We start from the raw sequence: 16,010 nt of genomic DNA on the forward strand, positions 1-16,010 counted from the left end.
ACCATGAGTCGTGATCCCAAGCAACTGGCCGACCAGATCCAGGCCGCCGCCGACAGCGGCCGGAGCCGGCCGCCGCTGGAGACGTGGCATCCAGAGCTGTCCGGCGACATCGATATCCGCATCTTGCGCGACGGTACCTGGCTGTACCAGGGCGAGCCCCTGAAACGAGCGGCCATCGCCCAGCTGTTCTCGACCATCCTGCGTCGCGAGGACGACGGCGACTACTACCTGGTAACCCCGGTGGAGAAATGGCGCATCCAGGTTGAGGACGCGCCACTTCTGGCCCACGGGCTGGAGCGGGAAGGCGAGGGCAGCAAGCAGCAACTCTGGTTGACCACCAACATGGACGAGCGCTTGCTGGTTGGGGCTGACCACCCCCTGTCCGTCGGCCATTACCCCAACAGCGAAGAACCCCGGCCGGTGATCCGGGTCCGCCACGGACTGGAAGCCCGGCTGACAACCGCCACCTTCTACGACCTGGCAGAGCAGGTAGTTGAGGATGACGGACAAGGCTACGGCGTCTGGAGCGGCGGGGAGTTTTTCCCGCTGGGCTGAAATCCCGGCGTGCACGGTGGCGTTGGCCGTCTTCGGCCTGTTAAACTGTCCGTTCGATCTTGTTACCGAGCCAAGCTCAATAACGAGGCTTGGTGGTCGTTAGTCCCTCTGTGCAGTCCGGCTGTTCACGATCACTTTCGATCGCCCGCAAACCAACTAACAGTCATTGCGACCCGCAAGGAGAACACATGGCCCAACCTCGCGTTGTCTCCATTCACTACACTCTGACCAACGACCAGGGAGAAGAACTGGATTCCTCCCGTGTAGAAGGTCGTGAGCCCCTGTCCTACCTGGAAGGTGCCCAAAACATCATCAGTGGCCTGGAAAGCGCCCTGAACGAGAAAAGCAGCGGTGACCAGCTGAAGGTGACAGTCGCTCCGGCAGATGGCTACGGCGAGGTCAATGAAGAACTGATCCAGCCAGTACCGCGTACCGCTTTCGAAGGTGTAGAAACCATCGAGCCAGGCATGCAGTTCCAGGCCCAGACCCCAGGCGGCCCCCAGATCGTACGGGTTGTTGAAGTGGCTGACGAAACCGTCACCATCGACGCCAACCACCCGCTGGCTGGCCAGACCCTGCACTTTGACGTGGAAGTCGTAGAAACCCGCGATGCCACCGACGAAGAGCAGGAGCACGGTCACGTGCACTGATTGCCGACAGGCAACCGTCCTTAACGGACGCGACGGCCCCGTCCGGCAGGCGCATTACGCGCCTTCTGGTCGAGGCCGTTTTCGTTCCAGACCCGCCCCCACCCGTCAGCCCACTTTACGGTCATCGTTTCTCCCGAAAAGCAACAAACTGTATTTACTGACTTAAAGGATAGTGGTCTCACGCTTGCTTTACCCGTACCTCCAGTCTAAGAATGGAGGAATAGACGTGTCATACAAGTTGCTTATCCCGGCTTTGATGCTCACCACATCTTCAATGAGCGCTCTGGCAGCGCCGATTTACCTCAATGAGTCGAACATTTCCGTCTCCGTGGGACAGGGCACATCAGCAGGCTCGTTCAACAACACGTTTTCCAATGGCAATACCATCCAGAAAGTCATTGATGCGCCAAATGCCGACGCAGCAGAGTTCCACAATCAGGGAACCCATATCTGGTTCACGGCAGATGCTATTGGCGGAGGCCTGGAGCTGTTGTTCGATTTCGGCACTGAATACGACTTAAACACCCTGCATTTCTGGAACTACACCGCCGAGAGCTACGATGTTGATAACATCAGTTTCAGTTTCTTCGATTCGTCAAACTCCGCCGTTGGCAGCCTGTCAGTATCACCCGACCTGGGCTCATCGCCAGGAATCTACGCTCAAGACATCGCCCTCAGTGCTCCGCTGAACGTGCAGTACGTTACCGCATTTCTTACTGGCTCAAACCGACAGGTAGACTTTCAGAACATCGGTTTCACAGCAGAGTTGTCCGATCCTAAACCGGTTTCTGAATCCAGTGTCTTCGGGTTACTGGGGGTTGCCTTCGCCGCTATGATTGCCCGCCGCAGACGCACTCGCACTTCCGGGACTTACTAAGCCTTTCCCTGCATTGGCATCGCCCCATCCTTGATAAAGACGGCTCGCTAAAGCTCTGCCGACGAAAAACGGCCCTGCGAAGGGCCGTTTTTTACACAAACAACAGAATTACATGTTCGGGTAGTTGGGGCCACCGCCGCCTTCCGGCGTTACCCAGGTGATGTTCTGGGCCGGGTCCTTGATGTCGCAGGTTTTGCAGTGCACGCAGTTCTGGGCGTTGATCTGGAACTTCTTGCCGCTGCCATCGTCCGCTTCCACCACCTCGTATACACCCGCCGGGCAGTAACGCTGCGCAGGCTCGTCGTACTTGGGCAGGTTTTCCTTCAGCGGAATCTCGGCGTCTGTCAGTTTGAGGTGAACCGGCTGGTCTTCCTCGTGGTTGGTGTTGGATACAAACACCGATGACAGTCGATCAAACGTCAGCACGTTGTCCGGCTTCGGATAATTGATCTTTTTGGCCTCGGATGCCGGCTTCAGGGTGGCGTAATCCGGTGTGGTGTCGTGGAAGGTGAGGGGCAGGCTACCGCGCAGGATGTTCTGCTCGAAGAATGCCACAGCGCCACCGACGATGTTGCCGAACTTGTGCATGGCCGGGCCAAAGTTACGCTCGTCGTAGAGCTCCTTGTACAGCCAGCTGTTCTTGAAGCGATCGCCGAAGCTGGTGATCTCTTCGCCAGACTTGCCTTCCTTCAATGCTTCAAAGACCGCTTCAGCACCCAGCAGACCAGACTTCATGGCGGTGTGAGAGCCTTTGATCTTGGAGCTGTTCAGCGTTCCGGCATCACAGCCCAGCAGCAGGCCGCCCGGGAAGCTCATCTTCGGTAGGGCGTTGAAGCCGCCCTTGGCGATAGCCCGGGCACCGTAGGCCACGCGCTTGCCGCCTTCCAGATATTTCTTCACTTCCGGGTGCAGCTTCAGGCGCTGGAATTCCTCAAACGGACTCAGGTGCGGGTTGCTGTAGGACAGGTCGGTAATCAGGCCAACGTAAACCTGGCCGTTTTCCAGGTGGTACAGGAAAGAACCACCGGTAGAGCCGGACTCGTTCAGCGGCCAGCCCGTGGTGTGAACCACCAGGCCCGGCTCGTGTTTGGCCGGATCGATATCCCACAGTTCCTTGATACCGATACCGTAGTGTTGTGGGTCTTTGCCTTCATCGAGGTTGTAATCCTTGATCAGGCGCTTGCCCAGGTGACCACGGCAGCCTTCGGTGAACAGGGTGTACTTGGCGCGCAGTTCCATGCCAGGCATGAAGCCGTCTTTCTCACTGCCATCACGGGCAACACCCATGTCACCGGTGATGATGCCTTTGACCTGGCCATCCTCAACGATGGTCTCGGAAGCGGCAAAGCCGGGGTATACCTCAACGCCCAGGGCTTCGGCCTGCTCGGCCAGCCAGCGGCAGAGGTTGCCAAGACTGATGATGTAGTTGCCATGGTTGTGCATGTTGCGGGGCACAAAGGCGTTGGGAACCTTGGTGGCGGCTTCCTGGTTCTTGAGCAGGAAGATATCGTCCCGGGTTACCGGCGTGTTCAGCGGGGCGCCTTTTTCTTTCCAGTCCGGGAACAGTTCATTGAGGGCCGTCGGCTCAAATACGGTACCGGCGAGGATGTGCGCGCCGATCTCCGAACCTTTTTCGACAACACAGACGGTCAGTTCTTCGCCAGCTTCCTGCGCCAACTGCATGACGCGGCAGGCCGCTGACAGGCCGGCAGGGCCTCCGCCGACGATCAGAACATCAAATTCCATCGATTCGCGTTCCACGTTGGTCTCCTCAAACTTCTTAGTGGATATAAGGACTTCGACGCTCGGTCGCTCAACCGCCCGGCGCGCGCGGCCACCGGAATAACAGAGCAAGCTGTTTCGAATTGCGAAGAAAAATCCTGTCTCTCTATTTTTGCTGGCAGCCACCAGGCCGCTCAGGGGGCGTAATAATAGCGGACTCTGGCCGCCTACACGACTCCCGAAGGCCACTTTGGCTGGCCTTATGGCCCTCTAGGATATAACAATCGCAGAATCAAACAAACGTTTGTTTGAATTTTGCCGATTCCTTTGGCATTGTTAGCTGGCTCACAGCGTTTGAGCGCGTGACCCCAGGCCTGCACTGACTGCGGCCAGGGAAATCACGGGCGGAGTTCCGTCTCTTGCGATCGGGCGCTTCCTTAATAGAAGACGCCTGAAACCGGGGAGGGCCAACACGGGTGTAATTTGAGTCGTTTTTTAGTATCGTCTCATCGCACCGTGGACGTCAATACACCCTTCCGTTGGCCTATATAGCGGCTTTCGGGCGTCGTTGGGGACTATTGACCCGCCCGGGCTTTGCCTTCAGTATTAGGGCGCCCTGACCGTGAGTCCTGCGCTTAGGTACTGTTTGAACAGCCGGTTTGTACCCGCGGGTTCACCGGTACGACAGGAATCATGAATACTCTGCCGCCGTGCTGACCAACTCCAAGCGAAGCCATTCGCGAGTATTTCTGATTGCGAGTCATTAAACCCATCGTAGAAGAACGAGGAATCTATGAAGGTTCTGGTCGCTGTAAAACGAGTAATCGACTACAACGTTAAGGTGCGGGTAAAACCGGACAACACCGGCGTTGATCTCGCCAACGTCAAGATGGCAATGAACCCTTTCTGTGAAATCGCGGTAGAAGAAGCGGTTCGCCTGAAAGAGAAGGGCGTTGCTACTGAAATCGTCGTGGTTTCCATTGGTCCCAAGGCCGCCCAAGAGCAGATCCGTACCGCTCTGGCACTGGGTGCCGACCGTGGTATCCATATCGAAACAGAAGAAGAGGTTCAGTCTCTCGAAGCGGCCAAGCTGCTCAAGTCTGTTGTCGAGAAGGAAGAGCCCAAGCTGGTTATCCTGGGCAAGCAGTCCATCGATTCCGACAACAACCAGACTGGCCAGATGCTGGCCGCGCTGACCGGTATGGGTCAGGGCACCTTCGCTTCCGAAGTTGTTGTTGACGGTGAGAAAGTAAACGTTACCCGTGAGGTTGACGGTGGTCTGATGACTGTCTCCCTGAACCTCCCGGCGGTGGTCACCACCGACCTTCGTCTCAACGAGCCGCGCTACGCTTCTCTGCCGAACATCATGAAGGCCAAGAAGAAGCCGCTCGAGGCTATCAGCCCGGCCGATCTGGGTGTTGAGATCGCCCCGCGCCTGTCCACCCTGAAAGTTGAAGCTCCGGCAGCACGCCAGGCGGGCATCAAGGTGGCTGACGTTGCGGAACTCGTTGATAAACTGAAGAACGAAGCGAAGGTGATCTAAATGAGCATCCTGGTAATTGCTGAACACGATAACAGCAGCCTGAAACAGGCTACCCAAAGCGTGGTTGCTGCGGCCAAGGCCATCGGCGGCGATGTGGACGTTCTGGTTGCCGGCGAAAACTGCGGCGGTGTTGCCGAAGCAGCTGCCAAAGTTGATGGCGTGAACAAGGTTCTGGTTGCCGACAACGCAGCCTACGGCCACTTCCTGGCTGAAAACCTGTCCGAGCTGGTTGCCGAAGCAGGCAAAGGCTACAGCCACATTCTCGCGGCTGCCGGTACTACTGGCAAAGACTTCATGCCGCGCGTTGCTGCGCTGCTGGACGTTGCCCAGATCTCCGACATCATCCGTGTTGAATCTGAAGACACCTTCGTTCGTCCGATCTACGCCGGTAACGCCATCGCGACCGTCAAGAGCAGCGACAGCGTGAAGGTCATCACCGTTCGTCCGACCGCGTTCGACGCCGTACCGGCCGAAGGTGGTTCCGCAGCGGTTGAGGCCCTGGACACTGTTAAGGACGCCGGCCTGTCTTCCTTCGTTGGCGAAGAGAAAGCCGAATCCGATCGTCCGGACCTGGCCAGCGCCGGTATCGTCATCTCCGGTGGCCGTGGCATGCAGAACGGCGACAACTTCAAGATGCTTGAAGAAGTGGCTGATGTTCTGGGTGCGGCCGTTGGTGCCTCCCGTGCCGCTGTTGACGCCGGTTTCGTACCGAACGACATGCAGGTAGGTCAGACCGGTAAGATCGTTGCTCCGCAGCTGTACATTGCCGTCGGCATCTCCGGCGCCATCCAGCACCTGGCGGGTATGTCTGACTCCAAAGTGATCGTTGCGATCAACAAGGACGAAGAAGCACCGATCTTCCAGGTAGCGGACTACGGCCTGGTTGCCGACCTGTTCGAAGCGGTACCCCAGCTCAAGGAAGAACTGCAGAAGTAAGTTCTTCCCGAGCAAAAAAAGAGCGCCAATTGGCGCTCTTTTTTTTGCCTGTTGTTGGTCAAAAACTGTCGGCCACTCAGCGTTCCGACTTGTCCTCATCCTTGCCGCGTTGGCCGACCATATCTCCCAACACATGCAGCACCCGGTTGGTGGAGCGGATCGCCCGATAGAGGCTGCGGGTGGTGTCATCGTGCACCTCCCGGGCACGGCGGGCCTTGGCCCGGAACTCATCGGAGGTGGAGTAGCGGTCCACCAGATCAAATGTCACCCCGGTTATGGTCCGGTGCAGCGCCTCCACCGCCGTGGTGCCGCCGTGGACGCTCTCTTCCATCAGTTTCTTGCGGTTACGCCGTTCCAGTCGCTCCAGTCGCCGCCGCCCGGCCTCGCTGCGATCCCGGAGCAGGGCACACTCAAGCTGCCGGCCCAGCAGATGATTGCGCCACGCCGCTCGCACAGCCAGAGCCACCAACGCCAGGGTCACCAGTGCAGGAATCAGGGTTACGCCTTGAATCAGTGACATGGCATCTCCTCAGCGGTACTCGATCTGCAGGTCGACGTCGATGTCCCGCTCTTTCAACTCCAGCGCCAGCTCTTCCTGGACCTGCTGGTACACCATGCGGGTGACCATCACCGGCAGCCGGTCCGCCACCATTCGCGCCGAGCGGGATTCCCGCTTGGCCAGCACCAGAGGATCGCGGACCTTCAGGGTCAGCACCATCTCCGGCTCCAGATTCTCTTCGCCACGTCGGGCCAGCGTTCGTGCAAACAGGCGCTGCTGCCGGCGCAGGGCCACATAGAGCAGGCCTGTCACCACAGCCAGCGCTACAAACGCAGTCAGCAGTAGATAGCTCACACCAGGTTCCTCATCGCTGTCATTGTCGTTATCCGACCCAATGTTTGAATATCAGGCACAGTGTGCAGTAGCCGGCCGGGAATGCGATTGGCCGCCCAGACAGCCCCCTCGCCGAAAAACAGACAGCTTCCTTTGCCGCAGAAACATCAGCCCTTTCGCAAAAAACAGAAAGCGTCCAGGCAGTTGCAGGCCACTGCCGATATTTGCGCCAGATCGCGAATCGCGCCACACTTTTCGGCGTTACCGCCCAACGGATGGATAGAACGATGATATGGTTGAAAGCCTTCGTCAGTGGCTTCCTGGCGACACTGATTTTTCATCAGGGTCTGTTTACCCTGTTTCACGTCGCCGGTGCGGTTGCCGCCGAACCGTTCAACTTCGAGCCTGTTCCGCCCCTGGGAATTCCCGCTGTGGTGTCACTGTCGTTCTTCGGTGGCCTATGGGGGCTGGTGCTGTGGGCCCTGCTTGGGCGCCTGGCAACCAAACCGTTTTGGGCCCTGTCGGTGGTATTGGGGGCGATCTTCCCAACCGCGGTGGCGATGCTGGTGGTCTTCCCACTCAAAGGTCTGGCCGTTACCCAGACGACCTGGCTGGGCGGTTTGCTGCTTAACGGATTCTGGGGGCTGGGGGTGGCGGTTTTCCTGGCCCTGATGGGAGCACGGCGCCCGCCTGATCCGATCTCTTGACGTTTCACTTCGCTCTAATGGCTAAGGGAGCACTATGGAAAAGCAACAGTTCGACCTGGTGGTGTTTGGTGCCACCAGTTTTGTGGGACAGATTCTCACTCGCTACCTGACAGAGACTTACGGCGTCGGCGGCACCGTCAGTTGGGCCATCGCCGGCCGCTCCGGCCACAAGCTGGAAACCCTCAAGAATGAGCTGGGCGAAAGCGCCCGGGAGCTTCCGATCCTGCTGGCCGATGCCAGTCGCCCGGACTCCCTCGACGAACTGTGCCGGCAGACCCGGGTCATCATCTCCACCGTCGGCCCTTACGCGCTGTACGGTGAACCGCTGATAAAAGCCTGTGTCACCTCCGGTACCGACTACTGCGACCTCACTGGCGAAGTGCAGTGGATTCGCGCCATGATCGAGCGCTACGAGGATCAGGCCAAGGCCTCTGGCGCCCGCATCGTCCATTGCTGCGGCTTTGATTCCATTCCTTCTGACCTTGGCGTGCTGTTCCTGCAGCAACAGGCACGGCAGACCTATGGTCATCCCTGCACCCAGGTCAAGATGCGGGTCAAGGCTGCCAAGGGCGAGTTCTCCGGTGGCACCGTCGCCAGCCTGATGAACGTTGCCAAAGAAGCCGCTGCCGATCCGGGCCTGCGCAAGGAGCTGGCCAATCCGTTCTCCATCTGCCCGCCGGGACACCGCTCAAGCCAGCGCCAGCCCAACGTAAAATCAGCCACTTACGATAAGGACTTCGACGCCTGGACAGCACCGTTCGTGATGGCGGCGATCAACACCCGCATCGTTCATCGCAGCAACGCACTGATGGCGACCGGCTACGGCAAGGAGTTCCTCTACGACGAAGCCATGCTCACCGGGCGTGGACTCAAGGGCAGGGCGACCGCCTACGCCATCACTGCGGCCCTCGGTGGATTCCTGGCAGCCTCGGCCATCAAGCCAACCCGCTGGGCCCTGGAGCGCTTTGTGGTGCCCAAACCCGGCGAGGGCCCAAGCCCGGAAGCCCAGGAGAACGGCTTCTACGATCTGCGGTTTGTGGGCCATACCGAGGCCGGCGAGAGCATCCGCACCCGGGTCACTGGCGACCGGGACCCGGGCTATGGCTCCACCGGCAAAATGCTGGGTGAGGCCGGCGCCTGTCTGGCGTTCGACCTCGACCCGGACGCCCCCGGCGGCTTCTGGACTCCAGCCAGTCTGCTGGGCCAGTCTCTGCTGGACCGGCTGACCACCCGCGCAGGCCTGCGCTTCGAACTGCTGGAGAACAACTGAGGGCAGGGTCAGCGCTGGTCCAGGTGGATCACCTGTCGCACCGGGACCAGCGCGTCCTCGTCATGGGCCAGCACCACCACGGTTCGACCTTCCAGCCAGGCGGGTAGCTGCTGGCAGATCCGCTCCCGGGTGGCCCGGTCCAGGCCGGTAAACGGCTCATCCAGAATCACCAGATCCGCCGGATGCAGCAGCACCCGCGCCAGCGCCACCCGCCGGGCCTCACCGCCAGACAGCTTGCTGCCGTAAGCCCCCAGCCAGGTATCCAGGCGCCCGCGACTGGCTGCAATCCGCTCGCCAAGCCCCACCAGTTCCAGCACCCGCCACAGGGTTTCATCCGATACCGGACGGCCATCCGGCACCAGATTGGCCCTCAGCGTATCGTCCAGCAGGGTGGTCTGCTGGGTCAGATAGGCGACCCGGGCCGCCGGCACGCCTTCTCGTTGGCCCGCTGCCAGCGGCGCACACCCGGCCAGGGCATCCGCCAACGACGACTTGCCGCTACCGGAGCGGCCCACAATCCCCAGCCAGTCTCCCGCCTCAAGCGTCAGAGTCAGCCCCTTCAGGACCGGCTCCAGCCCCGCAGGGCCAATATCGGCATTGCGTAGGCAGATTCCGGTTTGAACGCGATCGTTGCTGTCGCCAGCCCGCTCTCGGCCAGAGCCAGAGCCAGGAACAAGGGGGCCACTGTCGCGATTCAGCCGCGCCGCGGATGTCACGGTGGCGCCCAGGCGTCCGAACGCTTCCGGCAGTTGGCCATAGACCTCCACCAATCCCAGCAGTGCCAGAGGCAGAATCACCGCCACCGGCCCGGTAATCGCACCCGCCGCCATCTGCTGAAGCCCCAGCACAAGCGCGGTCAGCGCCGCGAGGTTCACCAGCACCCCGGCCAGGGCCTGATGCCAGGCGGTGCGAGTATCCACCACCACCTGACCGGCCATGTAGTCGTCCCCCCGGGCTGACAGCGCCTGCTGTTGCTGAGGCAGCAAACCGGCGGCTCGTAGTTCCGCCTGACCCTCCAGGTGTTCGATAGTGGCTGCTCGCAGATCCGCCTGCTGCACCATGATGGCAGCGGCATGGTCACCGGTACGCAGGTGCAGCAGCACCGTGGCAACCAGGAAGCCGGCGGCCAACAGCACCGCCAGCGCCAATGCCAGCAGCGGTGACACCAGCCACCAGGCCACCAGCACCAGACCCACGCTGACCAACAGCGCCAGCGCGGTGGGGGCGATGAGGCGCAAATAGAGACTGTCCATCGCATCCAGATCCGTGGTCAGCCGATTCAGCCAGTCAGCGCCACGCAGCGATCGCAGATGGCGGTAGGACTGTCGCGCCAGACCCCGGAACAGCTGAATCCGGACATCCGCCAACAGTTGCAGGACGGTGTCGTGGTTGTAGAGTCGCTCCAGATAGCGCGCCACCGTCCGCGTCACCGCAAAACCGCGGATACCGCCACCGGGGGTGTAAATGTCGAGACTGGCCTGGATGCCGGCGGCAAGCAGCAACCCGGTCACCGCAGTGGCGGTGATGAACCAGCCCGACAGCGCCAGCAGACCCAGGCCTGAGAGCAGCGTCAGCAGAATCAAGCCGGCACCGACAAGCAGTCGTGAACGGCGGCGCTGGATCACTCGGAGCCAGGGAAGCAGTTCAGACATCACGGACGTCACCTCCCTCGACGTGCAGACAGCGATCCGCCAGGGCCAGCAGGCTGTCGTGGTGGGTCGCCAGCACCAGCGTCCGGCCTTCCGCCTTCAGCGCCGCCAGTGCCTCGATGATCACCGTCTGGCTGTCGGCATCGAGACCGGCGGTGGGCTCATCCAGCAGCACCAGCGGGTAATCCGCCAGGAAGATTCGTGCCAGGCTGAGACGCCGGGCCTGGCCGCCGGAAAGGCCGCTGCCCTGTTCACTGACAGGGCTGTCCAGACCCGCTGCCCGCTGGCCCGGTAAATCTCCCAGGCCCACCCGGGCCAGTGCCTGTTGCATGTCGGCCTCGGTGGCCGCCGGTGCCACCAGTCTCAGGTTGTCCGCCCAGGACCCCTGCAACAGGAACGGCGATTGCCCCAGCCAACCGAACGGACGGTGGCCGGGCGCTTCCCCAAACACCGAGACCGTACCGCCGTCCGGTGGCAGGAAACCGGCCAGAACGTGCAACAGTGAGGATTTGCCGCCACCGGATGGCCCGACCAGCGCCACACAACCACCACGGGGCAATGACAGCGACAGCCGGTTCAGCACCGGGCCACGGTCTTCATAGCGGAGGGTCACCGAGTGCAGTTCGATCCGGTCCGGATGCGCGGCGAGGGTTGAGGAGGGTGGAGTGGTCGTTGGCGCTGACTGCAGGCGATCCATCAGCTGTGCCGACGCACCCAGGGCCGCCGCCCGGTCGTGATAGTGCTGGGCCAGTTGCCGCAGAGGCTGGAAGAACTCCGGCGCCAGCAGCAGAATCCACAACCCACTGAACAGGGTGAGGCTGTCCGACGGGCCGAAGCTGATGTAGCCCAGCAGACCAAAACCGATGTAGATGGCCACGACCGCGATGGCCACCGACGAGAAAAACTCCAGCACCGCAGACGACAGAAACGCGACCCGCAGGGTTTTCATGGTGACGTCGCGGTATTCCTCAGAACGTGCAGCCAGAATGTCGGTAGCCCGTTCAACACCCCCAAACAGTTGCAGCGTGGTTAGCGCCCGCACCTTGTCCAGAAACTGGCCGGAAAGCCGGCCAATCACCTGGAAGTGCTGCTGGTTGACCTTCTTTGCGCCCATCCCCACCAGGGCCATGAACAACGGGATCAGCGGCGCCGAGAACAGCAGCAGCAGGGCGGCCAGCCAGTCGAGCCAGGCCGCCACCGCGAGAATGGCCAGCGGTACCAGCACACACAGCATCATCTGGGGCAGGAAACGGGCAAAGTAGCCATGGAGCGCCTCCACCTGGTCCAGCCACTCGCTGGCCAGGGTCGCGGCGGACTCGCCCTGCAGCCGACCGGGACCGGCCTGCTGCCAGGTCGCCAGCAGCTGACGGCGGACGGCGCCCCGAATGGCGCGGCTGCTGGAGGCCGCAAAGCGTCCCTGCAGACCCAGCAGGGCGCCCCGCAGAACAATCATCAGCACCAGCGCCGCCATCACCGCCATCAGCTGTGACAGCGGCGTTTCGACGATCACCGTCTGATGCACCAGCCAGGCCAGCAGGCCCATCTGTGCGATGGTTGCCAGACCAGCCAGGGTGCCCGCCAGAATCGTCAGCCGAATCTGGCGCTGACCAACGACGGCCAGGCCGGCCAGCCAGCGGCGAGGGGTGAGGCCGGCCAGCGGCGCCTCCGCGGAGGCACCGGCATCTGGCCGGGATTCAACAGCTTCCATTAGGGCCAGGCCGCTCAGTGATAACCGGCGTCGGCCCGCACCTTGCCGCGGAACACCCAGTAGGTCCAGGCGGTGTAGGCCAGCACGATCGGAATCACGAACAGCAGGCCCAACAGCAGGAACAGCTGGGAGTTGTACGCCGAAGCAGCGTCCCACAGGGTGTACTCCGGCGGCACCACATAAGGCCAGCGACTGACCAGCAGCCCCAGGTAGGTGGTGACAAACAGGCCAATGGTGGCCACGAAGGGCATGCCCTCGGCCCGGTTCCGCACCGAGCGGAAGATCTGGTAGGCGAAGAACAGGGTAAACGCCGGCAGAATCCAGATTACACTCAGGTTGGAGAACCAGCGCTCACGCACCAGATCGTCCACGAACGGCGTCCACACACTGATCACCCCGAAGATCACCAGCACAGCCAGCAGCAGCGGGGTTGTCAGGCGATAGGCCCAGGCCTGAAGTTCACCTTCGGTTTTGAGGATCAGCCAGGTGGAGCCGAGCAGGGTATAGCCTGCCAGCATGCCCACCCCGGTGAGCAGGGTGAACGGTGTCAGCCAGTCGAAGGGGCCGCCCACGAACACACCATCGGCGGTGTTGAAGCCCTGAATGTAGGCACCCACCACGGCGCCCTGGGCAAAGGTGGCAACGGTGGAACCGCCGGCGAAGGCCCAGTTCCACAGGTAACGGGAGGTTCGCGCCTTGAAGCGGAACTCGAACGCCACGCCCCGGAAGATCAGCCCGGCTACCAGCAGGAACACGCCGATGTACAGCGCCGGCAGGAAGATGCTGTAGACCAGCGGGAACGCGGCCAGCAGGCCGGCACCGCCAAGCACCAGCCAGGTTTCGTTGCCGTCCCACACCGGTGCCACCGAGTTCATCATGATGTCGCGGGATTCCTCGTCCGGAGCGAAGGGGAAAAGAATCCCCACACCCAGATCAAACCCATCCATCAGCACATACATGATGATGCCGAAGCCGATAATGAAGGCCCAGATCAGGGCCAGGTCAAATGGTTCTTGCATGATCAGTGACCTCCCTGGTTGACGGGATTGCCGTGAGCATCGTCGTCGATCTCAAACGGCACATGGGCGGCAGACAGCGGACGGGCAGGGCGGTCGCTTTCCACCGCATCTTCTGCATGAGGGTCTTCAAGCCCCACAAACAGCACCCGCATCAGGTAGTAGACGCCTGCGGTAAACACCATGGCGTACACCACTACATAGCCAATCAGCGTAAACAGGGCCATGCCACCGGTCAGTGACGGGGTGACGGCCTCTGCCTGCGTCATCAGGCCATACACCAGCCAGGGCGCGCGACCGGTCTCGGTCACAAACCAGCCGGTCAGCACCGCCAGGAACGGCGCAATACTCATGCCCCGAAGCCCCTGCAGGAACCAGCGGGTACGCCAGTAACGGCCACCGGCCCGCAGGCACAGGCCCGCCAGCGCAAACAGCACCATCAGCATGCCAATACCCACCATGATGCGGAACGCCCAGAACACCACCGCCACCGGCGGTTGCTCTTCCGGAGCCACCTCTTCCAGACCCTTGATTTCGCCGTGCCAGTCGTGGGTGAGGATCAGGCTTGCCAGGTTGGGGATGCCAATCTCGAAATGGTTGGTCTGGTTTTCCTGATCCGGAATCGCGAACAGCAACAGCGGCACATCACCGGAGGTTTCCCAGTGGCCTTCCATCGCCGCCACCTTCATGGGCTGGTGCTCCAGAGTGCTGAGACCGTGGAAGTCGCCAACCACCGCCTGCGCTGGCGCAATGAACAGGATCAGCCACAGACACATCGACAGTGCCTTGCGGTTGGCTTCCACCTCGCGCCCCCGCAGCAGATACCAGGCACTGACGCCCGCCACCACAAAACTGCCGGTCAGGAACGACGCCAGCGCCATGTGCATGAAGCGGAAGGGGAACGACGGGCTGAAGATGGCCTCGCTCCAGGACACCACATGGAACATGCCATCCCTCAGCTCCACCCCGGCCGGGGTCTGCATCCAGCTGTTGGCTGCGAGGATCCAGAAGGCGGAGATAAAGGTACCGGTGGCCACCAGAATGGCCGAAGCCAGGTGGGCGCCGGGTGGCACCTTGTCACGGCCGAACAGCAGCACCCCGAGGAACGCCGCCTCCAGGAAGAACGCCGTCAACACCTCATAGCTGAGCATGGGGCCAAGGAAGTTGGCGGATGCCTGGGCAAAGTTGCTCCAGTTGGTGCCGAACTGGAAGGACATCACAATGCCCGACACCACACCCATACCAAACACCACCGCAAACACTTTGGTCCAGAACGTGGACAGCTTCATCCATACCGGATTGCGGGTCTTGAACGCCAGCCCTTCCAGGACCGCGATGAACGATGCCAGACCGATGGTAAACACCGGAAAAATGGCATGAAAGGAAACCACAAACGCGAATTGGATTCGCGAGAGAAAGACAGGATCGAGTTCCACAGCAACCTCCGCTGGACAGAACCGAAAGAATGGCAAGGCAAGGGAATGCCCGTTTGGAAAGCAGGGGTATCTTGATATTAATCATGGCATCTCGCAAATGATCAACATCAACAGGCCCAACTTGACCCTTGCGCCGGATTCCGGCTAGCCCCAACATGTGCCTATTCCAACTTACGGAACATGGTGCCATGGGGTTCTACGAACAGAACATACTGCCTCACCTGATCGACAAGGCCTGCTCTCTGGGGCAGATGATGAAACTGCGTAGCCAGGTTGTCCCCCATGCCAGGGGAACCGTGCTGGAAGTCGGCATGGGCTCGGGCATTAACCTGGAATTCTATCGTCCGCAAAGGGTGACGAAATTGTACGGCCTGGAACCCTCGGCGGGGATGCGGCAAAAGGCCGCACACAACCTGAGCCGCTCGCCGGTCGCCGTGGAATGGCTCGATCTGCCCGGCGAACAGATCCCATTGCCGGACAATTCGGTAGACACCGTGCTGCTCACTTTCACACTGTGCACCATCCCCGACGCGAACGCCGCCCTGGCGCAAATGCGCCGGGTACTGAAACCCGACGGCATCCTGCTGTTTCTGGAGCACGGACTGGCGCCGGACCGCCGCGTGGAAATCTGGCAACACCGCATCAACCCGGTCTGGCGCCGCCTCGCCGGCGGCTGCAACCTCGACCGTCCCATCAGCCGGCTGCTGGAGCAGGCCGGCTTCCAGGTGGATGAGCTGAACAACCTCTACATCCCCAAATCGCCGAAAATCGCCAGCTACATCTACCAGGGCCGCGCCAGCCTGCCCACACCGTGAAAACGCGGCGACGAATTGCGTTCCCCAGCAAGGCCTTATACAATTCGGCCCCCTGGGAGCAACGATGCCTCCCGCACCCTCCTCGAAGTACGCCCGGATGGTGAAATTGGTAGACACAAGAGACTTAAAATCTCTCGGCCGCAAGGCCGTGCCGGTTCGATTCCGGCTCCGGGCACCAATAAAATCAATCAGTTAAATTGGTTTCTTTTTGGCTGATTCACCCGACATTTCCTGTGTAGACGCTATGTAGACAAAGCGCCACCTTCTGGCCGCCCAAAATTAGCGTGTACTTTC

General features: G+C 61.0%; 15 protein-coding genes and 1 tRNA gene. 9 read left to right on the forward strand and 7 right to left on the reverse strand.

The window, feature by feature from the left end:
* Positions 1–3: 3 nt before the first annotated feature.
* From MLD24_RS06355 to MLD24_RS06365, 3 genes are all read left to right on the forward strand, one after another.
* Positions 4–555, forward strand: a complete 552-nt coding sequence (locus tag MLD24_RS06355; RefSeq protein WP_248165359.1) for a DUF1285 domain-containing protein — start codon at positions 4–6, stop codon at positions 553–555.
* A gap of 188 nt (positions 556–743) precedes the next feature.
* Complete coding sequence (locus MLD24_RS06360) at positions 744–1,205, forward strand: FKBP-type peptidyl-prolyl cis-trans isomerase (protein WP_227175934.1); 462 nt, start codon at positions 744–746, stop codon at positions 1,203–1,205.
* Between the two features lie 226 nt (positions 1,206–1,431).
* Entirely contained in the window at positions 1,432–2,082 is a 651-nt protein-coding gene (locus MLD24_RS06365) for a PEP-CTERM sorting domain-containing protein (protein WP_248165361.1), read from the forward strand.
* A gap of 108 nt (positions 2,083–2,190) precedes the next feature.
* On the opposite strand, the gene MLD24_RS06370 is transcribed toward MLD24_RS06365, so the two are convergent.
* The gene (locus MLD24_RS06370) at positions 2,191–3,843 is read right to left on the reverse strand and encodes an electron transfer flavoprotein-ubiquinone oxidoreductase (RefSeq protein ID WP_227175933.1); all 1,653 of its coding nucleotides are present in this window, start codon (positions 3,841–3,843) and stop codon (positions 2,191–2,193) included.
* Between the two features lie 754 nt (positions 3,844–4,597).
* Between MLD24_RS06370 and MLD24_RS06375 the strand changes: the two genes are divergently transcribed.
* Complete coding sequence (locus MLD24_RS06375; RefSeq protein WP_227175932.1) at positions 4,598–5,347, forward strand: electron transfer flavoprotein subunit beta/FixA family protein; 750 nt, start codon at positions 4,598–4,600, stop codon at positions 5,345–5,347.
* Positions 5,348–6,283, forward strand: a complete 936-nt coding sequence (locus MLD24_RS06380; protein WP_227175931.1) for an electron transfer flavoprotein subunit alpha/FixB family protein — start codon at positions 5,348–5,350, stop codon at positions 6,281–6,283.
* A 76-nt stretch (positions 6,284–6,359) separates the two neighbouring features.
* On the opposite strand, the gene MLD24_RS06385 is transcribed toward MLD24_RS06380, so the two are convergent.
* Together MLD24_RS06385 and MLD24_RS06390 are read right to left on the reverse strand one after the other, a co-directional pair.
* Complete coding sequence (locus tag MLD24_RS06385) at positions 6,360–6,803, reverse strand: hypothetical protein (protein ID WP_227175930.1); 444 nt, start codon at positions 6,801–6,803, stop codon at positions 6,360–6,362.
* Positions 6,804–6,812: 9 nt separating this feature from the next.
* The gene (locus tag MLD24_RS06390; protein ID WP_227175929.1) at positions 6,813–7,136 is read right to left on the reverse strand and encodes a hypothetical protein; all 324 of its coding nucleotides are present in this window, start codon (positions 7,134–7,136) and stop codon (positions 6,813–6,815) included.
* Positions 7,137–7,402: 266 nt separating this feature from the next.
* Here MLD24_RS06390 and MLD24_RS06395 point away from each other — a divergent pair, with 266 nt between their 5' ends.
* Complete coding sequence (locus tag MLD24_RS06395) at positions 7,403–7,822, forward strand: hypothetical protein (RefSeq protein WP_227175928.1); 420 nt, start codon at positions 7,403–7,405, stop codon at positions 7,820–7,822.
* Positions 7,823–7,856: 34 nt separating this feature from the next.
* Positions 7,857–9,092 carry a saccharopine dehydrogenase family protein gene (locus MLD24_RS06400; RefSeq protein WP_248165363.1) on the forward strand — a complete coding sequence of 412 codons (1,236 nt, stop codon included), beginning with the start codon at positions 7,857–7,859 and terminating at the stop codon, positions 9,090–9,092.
* 8 nt (positions 9,093–9,100) lie between these two features.
* On the opposite strand, the gene cydC is transcribed toward MLD24_RS06400, so the two are convergent.
* Genes cydC through MLD24_RS06420 form a run of 4 tightly spaced genes read right to left on the reverse strand, consistent with a single transcriptional unit; the run spans position 9,101 to position 14,901 of the window.
* A complete protein-coding gene (gene cydC / locus MLD24_RS06405) occupies positions 9,101–10,744 on the reverse strand; it encodes a thiol reductant ABC exporter subunit CydC (RefSeq protein WP_248165365.1) in 1,644 nt (547 codons plus the stop codon).
* Positions 10,737–12,449 (reverse strand): thiol reductant ABC exporter subunit CydD, encoded by a 1,713-nt coding sequence (cydD, locus tag MLD24_RS06410; protein ID WP_248165367.1) that lies wholly within the window; start codon positions 12,447–12,449, stop codon positions 10,737–10,739. The genes cydC and cydD overlap by 8 nt, the downstream gene beginning before the upstream one ends.
* Positions 12,450–12,463: 14 nt before the next feature.
* Positions 12,464–13,468 carry a cytochrome d ubiquinol oxidase subunit II gene (gene cydB, locus MLD24_RS06415; protein ID WP_227175924.1) on the reverse strand — a complete coding sequence of 335 codons (1,005 nt, stop codon included), beginning with the start codon at positions 13,466–13,468 and terminating at the stop codon, positions 12,464–12,466.
* A 2-nt stretch (positions 13,469–13,470) separates the two neighbouring features.
* On the reverse strand, positions 13,471–14,901 hold the full coding sequence (locus tag MLD24_RS06420) for a cytochrome ubiquinol oxidase subunit I (protein WP_248165369.1): 1,431 nt from the start codon (positions 14,899–14,901) through the stop codon (positions 13,471–13,473).
* A gap of 188 nt (positions 14,902–15,089) precedes the next feature.
* Between MLD24_RS06420 and MLD24_RS06425 the strand changes: the two genes are divergently transcribed.
* Positions 15,090–15,716: a class I SAM-dependent methyltransferase gene (locus MLD24_RS06425; RefSeq protein ID WP_248165371.1), complete on the forward strand. Its 627-nt coding sequence runs from the start codon at positions 15,090–15,092 to the stop codon at positions 15,714–15,716.
* A gap of 91 nt (positions 15,717–15,807) precedes the next feature.
* A tRNA-Leu gene (locus MLD24_RS06430) sits at positions 15,808–15,894 on the forward strand.
* Positions 15,895–16,010 lie beyond the last annotated feature (116 nt).

Origin of the sequence: Marinobacter xestospongiae (assembly GCF_023156385.1) — a bacterium.
GTDB classification, from domain to species: Bacteria; Pseudomonadota; Gammaproteobacteria; order Pseudomonadales; family Oleiphilaceae; genus Marinobacter; species Marinobacter xestospongiae.

Bases quoted from the DNA above. Each gene is read 5' to 3' on its own strand.
- MLD24_RS06355 (WP_248165359.1), top strand. From the start codon at position 4: ATGAGTCGTGATCCCAAGCAACTGGCCGACCAGATCCAGGCCGCCGCC.
- MLD24_RS06360 (WP_227175934.1), top strand. From the start codon at position 744: ATGGCCCAACCTCGCGTTGTCTCCATTCACTACACTCTGACCAACGAC.
- MLD24_RS06375 (WP_227175932.1), top strand. From the start codon at position 4,598: ATGAAGGTTCTGGTCGCTGTAAAACGAGTAATCGACTACAACGTTAAG.
- MLD24_RS06380 (WP_227175931.1), top strand. From the start codon at position 5,348: ATGAGCATCCTGGTAATTGCTGAACACGATAACAGCAGCCTGAAACAG.
- MLD24_RS06385 (WP_227175930.1), bottom strand. From the start codon at position 6,803: ATGTCACTGATTCAAGGCGTAACCCTGATTCCTGCACTGGTGACCCTG.
- MLD24_RS06395 (WP_227175928.1), top strand. From the start codon at position 7,403: ATGATATGGTTGAAAGCCTTCGTCAGTGGCTTCCTGGCGACACTGATT.
- MLD24_RS06400 (WP_248165363.1), top strand. From the start codon at position 7,857: ATGGAAAAGCAACAGTTCGACCTGGTGGTGTTTGGTGCCACCAGTTTT.
- cydC (WP_248165365.1), bottom strand. From the start codon at position 10,744: ATGTCTGAACTGCTTCCCTGGCTCCGAGTGATCCAGCGCCGCCGTTCA.
- cydD (WP_248165367.1), bottom strand. From the start codon at position 12,449: ATGGAAGCTGTTGAATCCCGGCCAGATGCCGGTGCCTCCGCGGAGGCG.
- cydB (WP_227175924.1), bottom strand. From the start codon at position 13,468: ATGCAAGAACCATTTGACCTGGCCCTGATCTGGGCCTTCATTATCGGC.
- MLD24_RS06425 (WP_248165371.1), top strand. From the start codon at position 15,090: ATGGGGTTCTACGAACAGAACATACTGCCTCACCTGATCGACAAGGCC.